Here is a 12,666-nt window from a genome sequence, read left to right on the forward strand (position 1 = left end):
GCGGCAGATGGATCTGCAGGTGTCTCAGTCGCCTCAGGATCGACTGCAGATTGTGAGTCATCAGTGCCCCCAAGAACTGCATCAATCGACCATCGACCTGCTCCGGTGATGAGAAGCGCTGATGCAAGTCCAAACAGTGAGATATGTGCAAGAACAGGATCATCGGGGAGACCAAACAGTGTTGTTGTAAAGAGAACAAATGACACTGCTGAAGCCATCCGAGCAAACGCACCGACAAAAAGCACGGTCCCAACAGCCATTTCGGTAATACCGGCACCAATAATCCATAATTCTGGACTTACTGGGACGACGGCAGTTAAGTTGTATTTTGCAACTACTGCAGCAGCGTCGCCAGGATTCATAATTTTTTGTGTTAGACCGAGGTAGATGAAGGAAATTCCAAGACCAACACGAATCACCACCGGGACAAGCCATCTGTACCCCGATACCCACTCCACGAATGGGACAGCAACTGCACGATAAAACGGATCAATTCGTGAATAAACTGTATCCTCAGCCGCAAGTCGTGCCACAACTTGATCCGCGCTCGGTCGACCACCACCTAGCAGTGCAATCGCAGTAAGTGCAGGCACATACTCAAATGCCAATAGTAAGCTGGGCTCCAACATGAGTCCAACGCTGTAGCCGGCGAGTGAGACAAACGCCATCAGCCGCGTGCCGAATCCAAAGAGAAGCAAAAACCCAGTCGTGACCCCGAACAGTCGGACAAATACGGGAGGACCAAGCGTGACAGCTGGTGAGAAAAAGTATCCGGAGAATCCAGCCCCAACGAGCGGAAGCCCGACACTCAACCGAAGAAGCCAGGAAAGAAGATCGCGGTATTCTCCCATCGTCCGGCGAAAAACAGCGAGATCGCGTCGAAATGGGCGTATCTGTAGATACAACGTCACCCCAACGATACCAAAGAGACCACCACCAGCTAGAAGTATGAGATTAAATGGGTTTGTTAGAGCACGACCCAGAAATTCAGCAACAGCAACTGGGTTCCCTCCAGGTGTGACATATCTTACATGTGCGCTTACTCGACCAGTCGCAAGCACGAGTGGTGCCATGAGACATAGCGACAGTATCAGACCCAAGCGTAACCGTATGCATCTATCTCCCCACAGGCACAACTGCCGTCGCAGTTGCGATTGTGACTCTGATTTGCCTGACATATCAACCACGATGGTCCGATAAGAATTAAATTCACTGGCGAATGATTATTTATGGTATTTACTTTCCAGTAGGAATGTCTCAGAATATGTAAATATATGATATTAGTTATACGGATAACTGACTCTATGGAAATCCTATTTTTCAGACATATTTTTAGATCAAACAGCAGATCAATGAGTGGTGCGTATGAATCAACGTATGATTTTTTATAATTTCTGTGAATTCGTATCTACAGAAAGTCAATCTTGATACGCAATACGAACTTGTTTCCACTTTCCAGTCGATTCAAGATGAGTTTGTAACTCATCAGCATACGCTTGTGCAAGGTTCTCAGCCGCCTCAAGACGCTCCTCGTCACTCCCATCGTCGCCTCCAAGTCCCAAGACACCTTTTATTGATTCGACGACACCACCGCCAGGATTTCTACCGCTATCCCCTGGTGACCCTCCCATTTGTGACATCTGTGATCGAACAGTGTCAAGTTCAGGCATAATCTGCGAGAGGTTTTCTGTATCTGCAATAAGTCGCGCTGTCTCGGGGTTATCTGCATTTTCAATATCAAGTTCAGTGGCAGTCATGATTAGCCCCCACTCTTGATTCGAAAATTCTGAGGCAGTGACACGATCATTGAATTCCCTGTCAACCGTCATCCGATCGCCGACAATACTGTCGGTCCACTCAGACATATCTCCGCGTAAGTCACTAGCTGTGTTGAGCGTTTCCCCACTGTGTTCTTCTATTTCATCTATTGTGCCCGAGCTCACAGCGGTAGCAGCGCGGAAGTCCACGGCTTTAGCCATGGGAGCAAGCGCGTACACTCCGTGAGACACACCACCGAAGACAACAGTGCTGACTCTCCAACACCATTCAAACAGAGAATAAAGAATAGGCATTACTGAGAGAGATGGTGTGGGACATAACTCAACTCGAACGGTTCGGGTTTGGGTTCGACTCGACGTGCCTGACGACCGCGAGAGTGATATCCACGCCACCAACAATCGAGGAGTTAGCACAAATTCGAAAACGCATTAGCGACAGCAAGAAGTTTCAACAATGGGCGTTCAACGCGCTGCAAAAACAGGTAGAGTGCAAGTCGGAACAAGTTGGCATCGTCGCTGAGAACGTCGAGCCAACAATGCTCGAAATGTTGTGGATGCACGCTCGTAGAAAACCGCGATGGTCAGCACTTCGAGTACTTATACTGTGTGGATACGCGACAAACACGGATTACAACGCGGCAAAGAACGTGGCGCTGGCACGGAATTTATTGGTGACACTCCAGCAAAGGCAGGGGCAGAAGTCCGTTGCTGGAGAGGCGTTCTGTCAGTACGCCCTCAACTCGGGGATTGTGACCGTAAGTGCTAGTAAAGTGACATCCAATACGTTCGTATCGGTGGAACGAGAGTCCATCAACAAGCCAACGGCTTCAGCCGTGGGTAGCTGATTGAAGACTAACAGTCAAAAAATAGATTATTCCAAACTACAAATTGAGCCGGCGATACAATAGAGTGAAAAAGGTAATCTATCGTAGCTATTATTACTATGATATGGACCGCTATGATCGTCTTTATGCTCTTTATGAAAACTTCTCAACAGACACATTGCGGGACCGGCAGAATTTCATAGATCTGTTTCCGCCTGTTGATTCACGTGTTGCACTTGAGTACTGGGAAGATGCGCATAATGAATTGCAGGCTCAAAAAAATGAGATCCACGATGCATTCGCCAGTGGGCGATATGCTGAGAGTGATACTGAAGATTTTCATCAATATGACGCATCAGTAGATCAAGAGAGTAATGACGATACATCGATACAGACGACCGAGAACGTAGCAGTTGAAGCTAAAACAATGGCTACAGTCGCTTCACAAGCAACACGTGAACAAGCGTTCACCGCACTTGATCTCTGCATGAAATATCAGCGGAAAGTAAATGCCCTTGTGCTTGACGTTGATGAGACGCTTCGTTCCGCTGGTGGGACGGACAATGAGATTCCTCGTGAGACATTGCATCATCTGACAGAGATTCATGAAGCCGGTCTTCCAATTATCATCTGCACAGGACAGACTCTTGAAAATGTCAAAGGATTCGCTATCCAGGGGCTTGGAAGTGAATTGGTTCACTCGGGCGATCTTAGCATTGTGTATGAGGCAGGAACGGGTGTATTCACGCCAGGGCATGGCTCAGACACCAAGCGACTTCTCTATGCAGAGTTGGACTCAGAGATTCGATCGATCTTCACACAGATTCGCTCACAAGTGCTTCCGGAAGCACCAGAGACGATACAGCGATCAGCACACCTCCAGGGGAATGAATTCAATATTACGTTGAAACCTAATTATGAGACTGGAAGTGACGCAGCCGAGACAGTGATTGATGATGGACTCTGCTATCTAATTGATCTCCTTGGAAATATCGTCGCGGAGGCTATCGATATGGATGATGAGACGGTCAACTCAATACAAAACGACACGGCGGCTACTGTGGATCTATCTGCGATCTTAGACGACGCTTCTGGGAATGAAAATAATCCAAAAACACAGTCTGAAACAACTCACGGTATCGGTGCACTGTGGGCGCGAGCCTACTATGCATCTGCTGACCCGGAAATCGCAACTGTCCTCGCAGAGACAGATGCAGCATCAATAATTGAGATAGATTCGATTCCTACACCCGTTCGTGTGCGCTTCGATCGGATCGATGTTGCATATTATCATGCTGATGCAGCTGAGATTGGGTCACTCGATTTAGACAAACCAACTGGTGTGCAAGCAGCACTTGACGTGCTTGATATTTCAGACCCATTTACGCTTATTATGGGTGATAGTAAGTCGGATCTCCGGATCATGGAGTGGGCTCAAACGCACAAAACGGGTATTGCTGCTGCGCCGCGACACGCATCAGCACGTGTGGTAGAGCATGTCCGGACGACAGACGATCTCATCTATGAACCGGGTGATGCGGCATCGATCCTCCGCGTTATTTCTGTCCTCAATCAGCTTGATCCGGCAGAATATGACCCGTCCTAGATTAAATTCATAATTCGCCTTTTCTTACTGATCGTATCTATACAGTGGTGGCAGGCAATTTTCTCAGAGATTACTCGTGATTGCAAAGCGGTATACAGCAGTCGTAACAGCCGGCAGACGGGAGTTCTCGGAAGATTTACGTTTTTTCGAGTAAATGTAGTGATATGAGCAAGGACTACACCGATCTTCATGACCCAAACGCGGAGTATACAATGCGTGAGCTTTCCGCAGAGACAATGGGCGTGACAGCATCACGAGGGAGCAAGCGGGATATTGAGATTACTGACGTCCAAACGACGATGATTGACGGCAATTTCCCATGGACACTTGTCCGCGTGTATACCGACGCTGGGATTGTTGGAACCGGTGAGGCATATTGGGGTGCAGGCGTACCAGAGTTGATTGAGCGGATGACGCCGATGATTATTGGTGAAAACCCGCTTGATATTGACCGGCTATACGAACATCTGATACAGAAGATGTCAGGTGAAGGGACGATTGAGGGGGTTAGCGTCACTGCAATTTCTGGAATCGAACTTGCACTACATGACCTTGCCGGGAAGATTCTGCAAGTGCCAGCTTATCAACTACTTGGCGGGAAATACCGCGATGCGATGCGTGTTTACTGTGATTGCCATACCGAAGCTGAAGCTGATCCAGAGGCATGTGCAATCGAGGCAGAGCGGGTTGTCGAAGAACTTGGATATGATGCATTGAAGTTTGATCTCGACGTCTCATCCGGGCTAGAGAAAGATCGTGCAAACCGACATCTCCGCCCAGGTGAAATTCGGCATAAAGTCGATATTGTCGAAGCGGTTTCAGAGCGCGTCAAAGACCGTGCAGATGTTGCCTTTGATTGCCATTGGACGTTCTCTGGTGGATCTGCAAAACGACTCGCGGACGCGATTGAGGAGTATGATGTGTGGTGGCTTGAAGATCCTGTCCCTCCGGAGAATCTTGAGGTGCAAGAATCCGTCACAGACTCAACGATCACGCCAATTGCTGTTGGTGAAAACCGTTATCGTGTCACTGAGCAACGACGACTGATCGAAAGCCAGGCAGTCGATATCATTGCACCAGATCTGCCCAAGGTTGGGGGCATGCGAGAGACTCGAAAGATTGCCGATGTAGCGAATCAATACTACATTCCGGTAGCAATGCATAATGTCTCATCACCAATTGCAACGGTCGCAGCTACGCATGTTGGTGCTGCGATTCCAAATGCGCTTGCTGTCGAGTATCATTCATATGATCTTGGATGGTGGGAAGATCTTGTTGAAGAGTCTGTCATAGAAGATGGGTATATTACGGTTCCAGAAGCGCCTGGATTGGGTGTAACGCTTGATATGGACACTGTGGCAGCACACATGGTTGAGGGTGAGACGCTATTTGATGAGGTCTAATCTCACGTAGCTACAATTAACGAACGTTACTTTGAGTCACTAATAATACGATTTTATGAAAAAAAGGGTAAAAACCCCGACCCGCCCTTCAGGCTGGGGAGGATGTCAACATAGTATAAAGCGGTGTGAAATGACGTGTATGATTCTCAAAGTATAATCTCTTTACTGCTGTCTCTATTGATAGCACTGACAGTATTGCTATTATCCATGTCAGTCACGACATACTTGCAAGCATATCGCGTGTATCATCTGCTGCGAGTCGGATTGTGTATGTTGCGACGGCTATTGCAGCATTCCGGTCAACTTCGGTCGTGCATCGCGTTGTGAGGAGTTCAAGCCCATCATCAAGAACTTTCTCTGTCTCCTCAAAAAGATCGGTGAATAGCGCAGCTGCCGGATTCTCCTGCGCTTCAGGCACAATATCACCGCCAGAATTGTCAACAGATGTGCCTGAGTGAGACTCAAAAAATGAAATAAGTTGTGCATGTGTCCGAAGACTCGCAAGTGGTCGACCAACCATCCCAGATGCAATCCGCTGTATCGTTGTTTCACGCTCACGAAGATACGCATGCATTGGTCCCGGAGGCTCCTGAGTGTGCACTTTCTGATCGATATCATAACCACCACTGCTATTGCTGCTGTCACCATCGGATTTTATTATTGCATCCATCGCCGCAGTAACGCGGTCATAATGCGTGCGCTCTTGTTCAACGACGCTCTCAAACGCTATTTTAACATCAGTATCGGACTCGTCGCTAATCCAGGTCTCAAATGTAATTGCTGCTGCGTGTTCGCTTGCAGCTGCGGTTTCGAGAAGTGTCTGTGTTGTTGGCTCGCCACCGGCTGCTGCACGGAGAAACTCATCTGAATCAAGTTGTTCAAGTGCACGCTCTGCTTCAGTCTCGATTTTGCGTTTGAATGTTTGCGCGTTCATATTGAAACAAGCACATAGAGTTACCTGATAGTTACTGTCAAGCAATGATTGATGATGCATGATTATTTACTGAGATGAATATAACTGAATGCGTTAGCTAACGAACCGTCTCTATGACTCCGTTGCGCTCTGCTGGGAGATATAGTAGGTTGATTGTATTTTGATCATCACTCAACATCACACTCGAGTCATTCAGAATACGCTAGTTAGTATCAGAAATTGGCAATCGGAATTAATCATCTGCAGCCATGTCCGGCTGAGTAGCATCCTGTTCAATGCTCGGCGGATAGACACCCCGACGAATCTTAAGATCGGTTTGTGGTCGTGCCATACATGTAAGTGCATAATCATCTCGCTCAGCTTCAGAAAGACCACGTGCTGCCGGTTGGACGACGTCCCCCTCAACAATCTCAGCGGAGCATGCTAGACACATGCCAACGCGACAGGAATATTCTTGAGCGATTCCTGCATCGATACAAGCTTTAAGAATCGTCTGTTTATCTGACACTTCAATCGTCTCTCCAGCATCAAGAAACTCAACCGTATATTCCGTCATATAGCTCAGTTTGACCGATGGTGTCAAAACTCTTTATAAACCGGGGCTTGCTCTCCGCATCACAAATGCGTATTATGAAGTATAATAATTGAGGGGCGTTCACTAATGTTATTTAGCTTACTTTAATCACTCAGATATAATGACGTAGCAAATTATCGACGGATCAAGAAGAAGAGCCATCGCATAACAGTCACAGCAACAGCACCAGTGGTGAGGGCAACAACAACGAATGTAAGCCCAGCTCCGCCTTCAAATAATGGCGTAGCTCGAAGTGTAACTCCAACGATTGCAGCAGGAATCCACGCACGAACCCCAAGTGGAATCGCAGCCTTTGCCGATTCTGCGGCACCAGCAGAGTAGGCACCGATTAATGGACTTATCACAACCCACCCAATTAAAAACGGGAGTACGGTTAGCCCCCACTCGATTGGGGCAACTGAAAGATACTCAATTCCATTATGAAAGATAACACCGAGAGTAAGAACCGCAGATATTCCCAGTATGTCTCCAATTACTAGAGGATACGCACCAGGATCAATGCGTCGTGTGAGAAACGACTCCTCAGAATGTGCCATATTATTAGATATGACCGGTGGTTAATGTCTTTCCCGGATTTATATTTCTGAGTGTATGTAGCAATATATCACTACCAATATCAGCAGTGAATTACCCTACTCGCTCACGGCTGACGCCGGTCGCTGCTTGAAGCCGGGGGCTTAGCGCCTACGAACTGCTAATTCAACGGATCAGAAATACTCGACGTCCACAATATTATTATTTTACACGACCAACGACAATATACTCAAACCCATCATCAACTAAATTTGAGGTCATCTTAATCGAATCCAATTCATCGCACAACTCAGCGGGGGTCCAGAATGTCGATGAGAACCCAATCTGATGCTCGCCCCACACGAGCGCCCGCCCGAGAATGCTCGTCGGGTCAAATTCCTGAATAATCACAATCCCGCCTGGGGAGATGACGCGGGCAATTTCTGTGAGCGCACGCTCTGGAGTGGGAATGTGATGAAGTGCGTCAACAATTACAGCAGCATCGACTTCGTTGGTCGCTATTGGAAGGCGTCTTGCATCGCCAACAACGACTGGGTGTCCGTCTGAGTCAGCATGTCTAAGCATGGCAATCGAAGTGTCGACAACGACGGCGTCAATTCCAAGCGTTCGCAATCCTGTGGCTGCTCGTCCAGTTCCACCACCGATATCAAGGACACGTTCAATGGGTCGATCAGCGACAACAAATGCATCTTTGAGTGAACTTGTCGGCGCTGATGGCATTACGGTAGCATAAACCCGTGCGATGCGATCGAAGAATCTGACGTCACCAGGACCGTATCGACCTGACACAATATATCATCTGGACGCTGTATACATGTTTCTTCGTGTTACCGCGAAAGCGGGCGAATTGCGACGCAATAGCCACTCAAATATCAATAAAACTATTAAGCTCAGATTGCCGTGCCAGATCAAGAATCGTAACTAAGCCAGGATCATGAAATATAGTATCGTATTCATCCTGACCCTCAGGAATTATATATTCCCCAAATTTCTATAAAGTCGACATTCGTTCAAAGAGTACGTTAGTAGCGATCGATATGCAGAGTTATCGTTGATACGACGACAAGCCCGTGAACTGCTCGGGGTCAAGCCCCGTGGCATTCGCCGTGTCCGCTGGCAAATTGCGTCGTTCTCATATTTGACATCCTCCTCCGCGTAAACGCGGAGGAATCCTGAGCGTGAGCGTGAGTGTGAGTGTGAGTGTGAGTGTGAGTGGAGATTTCAATTTTAGGGTTACAGTTCCACCGAACCCCAGTACAGTGAGAATCCGTGTGGGGTTCACGGACTGTCACGGGTAGAGTGGGACAGGACTGCTGACGATGGGAGTGCCAAGCCCAAGCCGCCCCGTCCCCGGGACTCCACTCCACTCCTATCCTCTCGTCCATCGTGTTCGGACTCCCACAGTTGGTTGTGCCGTGGGGAGTCCGGCAGACTTCGACAGACTTGGAGTGACTGTCTGTGGTGCTTCCAGCAGTCGGGCAAGGCACTGCATCGGTTCAGTATCGGACCCGACCGTTCACCAGACTGGGTCCGATTACTGTCTCATTGCTTGGGGCGGACAGGGCAGGCCGCCATCGTCATCGGAGGACTGGCGGCAATCACTCTGTTCTGAGCCTGATTCCTATCAGTACGTAGTGTTGCCTGTCGCTTTCAGTTGCGGATTGTCAATCTCACCGCAACTATCGCCGGGGAGATTACCTCCGAGTTGTCGGATTCAGCCTGTCCTGTCCTGTCCTGCGGCTGAAGCCGCAGGGATTCTCCTTGACCCTTATAATAGTAGCCAGGGTAAGCGAGGTAAGAAAATATTAGTATCATCATCGATGAATTCTTTCGATTGAGTTACAATATTATACTATGGAGTTTACCGTGCTTGGGTGGCCCCCAGAAGCACCGACACTCCGGCTTGATTATCGCTCTTTTGCGTACGCAGGAAAGTTTGTGTTATCATCAGTCGGAAAAGCGATTCTCAAAACCGAAGAGCCCTCTGAGATCACTGCATCGACTGCAGCAGATGCACATCCAGGTACGAATGAATCAGAGCAAACCCAGTCAGTGTACGCAGATACTGATGCTGATGATACTGATACTGATAATAATAATAATATTGCTGGGTCGGATCCATATGATCATTCAGTACTTGCGGCGCTCTCATTTAGTGCTGATCGAACAGCTGAGACGACACTGTGTTATCGTTATGTAACTGTTCGAGCAGACAAGCGTGGAAATGGGCTTGGTCCACAATTGGCAGCATCACTCACTCCACACGCTGTTAATCGGGGGTATGAGCGTCTTCGAATTGCTGTGAACAATCCATTTGCGTATGAAGCAATGTATCGCGCTGGATTCGCATGGACAGGTCGCGAAACAGGCATCGCAGAATTAGTGCTTGAACGACCTGCTGAGACCCCGGCAACAACGACACGTGAGCAATATCAATCTGGATTTGATAAATATCGAAACCGCAATTATGATGATCCAGAATCGGCATTTTTAGCGAGTCAACAGGAGAATGACCCACCAGAGTTGCATGCTGCAGTCGACTCGCCATATTAGTCGTAATATTATTTCTGTCTCACGTGCGGTTCGTGTTTCTGTCATGCTAATCCACTTTACATGGGCGTCTTATTAGCTACGTTTATCATTGGTTTACTAAGATACACAAGTGATAGTGAACTACCCCGGACTACTCACTCACGACTCGGTGCCGTTCGTTCTTTGAGGAAAGGGTCTTGCCCTTATTACTGATAATCGAAACACCGACAGTGGTTAGTCTGCGTCGGTCGACTACATGATTAATGGGAAATGCAGCGTTGCGGCAATTGGCGGCACTTGACTCAGTCGCTTTCGATGATATTTCTGGAAGCGTTGTCGCCGTTGATGCGCATAATTGGCTATATCGATATCTCACAACGACGGTGAAATTCACCCGTGATGCGGCATACACGACTAGCTCGGGAGCTGAAGTTGCGAATTTGATTGGAGTTGTTCAAGGGCTTCCAAAATTCTTTGAACATGATCTCACCCCGGTGTTTGTGTTTGATGGCGGGGTAACCGAGCTCAAAGATGAAGAAGTACAAAAACGTCGGGTCGCCCGTGAGGAAGCGGTTGAACTGCAGGCAGCCGCTGAAGAGCGAGGAGACGAACTCGCCGCATCTCGGCTTGAAGCACGCACTCAACGACTCACAGAGACGATTCATGAAACAACACGAGGATTGTTAAACCGACTTGATGTGCCGATTATTGAAGCTCCTGCTGAAGGGGAAGCACAAGCAGCAGAGATGGCTATCCGGGGCGATGTTGATTATGTTGGAAGTGAAGATTATGATACACTATTATTTGGTGCACCGTACACACTTCGACAACTCACTTCCAAAGGTAATCCTGAATTAATGGATCTCCAAACAACACTCAAAGAGAACGATCTTACCCGGGAGCAGTTAGTCGATGTGGCGGTTCTATGTGGGACTGATTTTAATGATGGTGTCTCAGGAATCGGTCCTGCAACCGCAATATCGGCAATTAACGAGCATGGCGACCTCTGGAGTGTTCTTGATGCTCGTGATGAATTTATTCAGCATGCTGACCGTGTGCGATCATTATTCTTGGACCCACCAATTACTGAGGAGTATACATTGAATACAAACATAAGTCCAGATATGGATGCAGCGCGCTCATATGTGGTTGATAACTGGGAAGTTCCCGCTGATGAGGTTGCACGAGGATTTGAACGGATTGAGTCATCAGTTGTACAAACTGGTCTTGATGAGTGGGTCTGAATAACTCAGAGCATACGCGTCTATGTATGTTACAATCGCTCAATCTTGTCATCCAGCTGTAAACGTGACGATAATCCCAAGAATAACTATTCCAATGAGTAGCGCCGTTGCCCAGAACATAAATCGGTCCGCACCATTCATCAGTAATTTTACTCTTGCCAACGGCTTGAATCTCGTGGGTGTACATATTGGGTTATTTTCCGTCAGTAATCATTGATTGGATCATACCAGATATTAATCTTAGATTCGATGAACTGGTATATACAGTAACACTCCACCAGGAACAAATAGAGATTAACCGCAACTGTGAATCAAATCGTCACTATCAGTGCTACTCTGTGTTGTATTCTCATTGATTTCTGTTCAATAAGGAGTGTTTTATTTTAGCGATAATCACAGTCGTAGCTGTCCAGCATGATAACTGAATAATATCAAAATCACCAAGTACAATTGTTGATAACGAAGTAGATCGATTGTACATACATTGCAGAAGTGCTAGTTAATCTGATTTTAAATAGATCTAATCTCCAAGCCAGCTCTCAGCGGGTGAAACACTGCGTTATATTATAACGGTAATGGCATAAGAGACTCTTCTCACTCAGGTATGAGATGTCGATGTTTTTCAAGACGAATCATAAGGTACATTTCTTATCGAGGTCATGATCATCTGATATAAAATAAATTTGATATGATGTGATGTGATTAGAAGCATCATAACACATGTGTTATGTGCGCGATTTTTCAGATACTCATAGTTATCCATGATGAATACTCCATACATCTGACAGACACAAGTTGCTGGAGACACTATGAGTATATACGAGATGACAACGACGATAGCAGGCCGTGACCCCACAAGGCGTCCTCAGATGTGTCACTGCTGTGGGGGCGAGAGAGTAAGTATTGTCTATACAGAAGGGGGAACTGATGCTGGCACATTCGAAGAACAGTGGCAGTGCGCTGAGTGCAATGCAAAGGGATGGGTCAAAGGAAATGCAGCTGATGATCCAACGCAATGGCAACATAAGGGTGCACTCTTTCGATAAGAATCATACTGTGGTTAGTGCAGTCATCTGATAGTGCGTGATGTCTGTATGAATCATCAACTGTAGCGATATTGTCCATCATCGTGTCATATCCCGTCATAACTCATATGTTGTGTATTGATGTCACACAGACGCCGGGGCGTTAACTCGGTGCACACGATATACCCGAT

General features: G+C 47.4%; 12 protein-coding genes. 6 read left to right on the forward strand and 6 right to left on the reverse strand.

Going from position 1 to position 12,666, the window contains the following annotated elements; genetic code table 11:
• Together J07HQW2_RS03950 and J07HQW2_RS03955 are read right to left on the reverse strand one after the other, a co-directional pair.
• Positions 1–1,073, reverse strand: a 1,073-nt coding sequence (locus J07HQW2_RS03950; protein WP_021054063.1) for a DoxX family protein, incomplete at its 3' end; no start/stop codon positions are given.
• Positions 1,074–1,418: 345 nt separating this feature from the next.
• Positions 1,419–1,865, reverse strand: a complete 447-nt coding sequence (locus tag J07HQW2_RS03955) for a DUF5799 family protein (RefSeq protein WP_048075464.1) — start codon at positions 1,863–1,865, stop codon at positions 1,419–1,421.
• A gap of 218 nt (positions 1,866–2,083) precedes the next feature.
• Here J07HQW2_RS03955 and J07HQW2_RS03960 point away from each other — a divergent pair, with 218 nt between their 5' ends.
• The 3 genes from J07HQW2_RS03960 to J07HQW2_RS03970 all read left to right on the forward strand — a co-directional run bounded on the left by J07HQW2_RS03960 (position 2,084) and on the right by J07HQW2_RS03970 (position 5,611).
• The gene (locus J07HQW2_RS03960) at positions 2,084–2,623 is read left to right on the forward strand and encodes a transposase (RefSeq protein WP_021054065.1); all 540 of its coding nucleotides are present in this window, start codon (positions 2,084–2,086) and stop codon (positions 2,621–2,623) included.
• A 103-nt stretch (positions 2,624–2,726) separates the two neighbouring features.
• On the forward strand, positions 2,727–4,208 hold the full coding sequence (locus J07HQW2_RS03965; RefSeq protein WP_021054066.1) for an HAD family hydrolase: 1,482 nt from the start codon (positions 2,727–2,729) through the stop codon (positions 4,206–4,208).
• A 164-nt stretch (positions 4,209–4,372) separates the two neighbouring features.
• Complete coding sequence (locus J07HQW2_RS03970; RefSeq protein ID WP_021054067.1) at positions 4,373–5,611, forward strand: mandelate racemase/muconate lactonizing enzyme family protein; 1,239 nt, start codon at positions 4,373–4,375, stop codon at positions 5,609–5,611.
• Positions 5,612–5,825: 214 nt separating this feature from the next.
• Here the strand turns inward: J07HQW2_RS03970 and J07HQW2_RS03975 are convergent, their stop codons facing one another.
• From J07HQW2_RS03975 to J07HQW2_RS03990, 4 genes are all read right to left on the reverse strand, one after another.
• Positions 5,826–6,545, reverse strand: a complete 720-nt coding sequence (locus J07HQW2_RS03975; protein WP_048075137.1) for a hypothetical protein — start codon at positions 6,543–6,545, stop codon at positions 5,826–5,828.
• 232 nt (positions 6,546–6,777) lie between these two features.
• Positions 6,778–7,101, reverse strand: a complete 324-nt coding sequence (locus tag J07HQW2_RS03980) for a 2Fe-2S iron-sulfur cluster-binding protein (protein ID WP_021054069.1) — start codon at positions 7,099–7,101, stop codon at positions 6,778–6,780.
• Between the two features lie 152 nt (positions 7,102–7,253).
• Complete coding sequence (locus J07HQW2_RS03985) at positions 7,254–7,676, reverse strand: DUF3054 domain-containing protein (RefSeq protein ID WP_021054070.1); 423 nt, start codon at positions 7,674–7,676, stop codon at positions 7,254–7,256.
• Positions 7,677–7,875: 199 nt separating this feature from the next.
• Positions 7,876–8,463 (reverse strand): class I SAM-dependent methyltransferase, encoded by a 588-nt coding sequence (locus tag J07HQW2_RS03990; RefSeq protein WP_021054071.1) that lies wholly within the window; start codon positions 8,461–8,463, stop codon positions 7,876–7,878.
• 1,065 nt (positions 8,464–9,528) lie between these two features.
• Here J07HQW2_RS03990 and J07HQW2_RS03995 point away from each other — a divergent pair.
• The 3 genes from J07HQW2_RS03995 to J07HQW2_RS04005 all read left to right on the forward strand — a co-directional run bounded on the left by J07HQW2_RS03995 (position 9,529) and on the right by J07HQW2_RS04005 (position 12,496).
• Positions 9,529–10,227, forward strand: a complete 699-nt coding sequence (locus tag J07HQW2_RS03995; RefSeq protein WP_021054073.1) for a GNAT family N-acetyltransferase — start codon at positions 9,529–9,531, stop codon at positions 10,225–10,227.
• Between the two features lie 242 nt (positions 10,228–10,469).
• Complete coding sequence (gene fen, locus J07HQW2_RS04000; RefSeq protein WP_021054074.1) at positions 10,470–11,450, forward strand: flap endonuclease-1; 981 nt, start codon at positions 10,470–10,472, stop codon at positions 11,448–11,450.
• Between the two features lie 809 nt (positions 11,451–12,259).
• On the forward strand, positions 12,260–12,496 hold the full coding sequence (locus J07HQW2_RS04005; protein ID WP_303703954.1) for a hypothetical protein: 237 nt from the start codon (positions 12,260–12,262) through the stop codon (positions 12,494–12,496).
• Positions 12,497–12,666: the final 170 nt, after the last annotated feature.

It is taken from the genome of Haloquadratum walsbyi J07HQW2 (assembly GCF_000415985.1).
Taxonomy (GTDB): Archaea; Halobacteriota; Halobacteria; order Halobacteriales; family Haloferacaceae; genus Haloquadratum; species Haloquadratum walsbyi_B.

What these genes read in the sequence shown, in the direction of transcription:
- J07HQW2_RS03980 (WP_021054069.1), bottom strand. Translation starts at nt 7,101, where the DNA reads ATGACGGAATATACGGTTGAGTTTCTTGATGCTGGAGAGACGATTGAA.
- J07HQW2_RS03970 (WP_021054067.1), top strand. Translation starts at nt 4,373, where the DNA reads ATGAGCAAGGACTACACCGATCTTCATGACCCAAACGCGGAGTATACA.
- J07HQW2_RS03955 (WP_048075464.1), bottom strand. Translation starts at nt 1,865, where the DNA reads ATGTCTGAGTGGACCGACAGTATTGTCGGCGATCGGATGACGGTTGAC.
- J07HQW2_RS03965 (WP_021054066.1), top strand. Translation starts at nt 2,727, where the DNA reads ATGGACCGCTATGATCGTCTTTATGCTCTTTATGAAAACTTCTCAACA.
- J07HQW2_RS04005 (WP_303703954.1), top strand. Translation starts at nt 12,260, where the DNA reads ATGAGTATATACGAGATGACAACGACGATAGCAGGCCGTGACCCCACA.
- J07HQW2_RS03995 (WP_021054073.1), top strand. Translation starts at nt 9,529, where the DNA reads ATGGAGTTTACCGTGCTTGGGTGGCCCCCAGAAGCACCGACACTCCGG.
- fen (WP_021054074.1), top strand. Translation starts at nt 10,470, where the DNA reads ATGGGAAATGCAGCGTTGCGGCAATTGGCGGCACTTGACTCAGTCGCT.
- J07HQW2_RS03975 (WP_048075137.1), bottom strand. Translation starts at nt 6,545, where the DNA reads ATGAACGCGCAAACATTCAAACGCAAAATCGAGACTGAAGCAGAGCGT.
- J07HQW2_RS03960 (WP_021054065.1), top strand. Translation starts at nt 2,084, where the DNA reads ATGGTGTGGGACATAACTCAACTCGAACGGTTCGGGTTTGGGTTCGAC.
- J07HQW2_RS03985 (WP_021054070.1), bottom strand. Translation starts at nt 7,676, where the DNA reads ATGGCACATTCTGAGGAGTCGTTTCTCACACGACGCATTGATCCTGGT.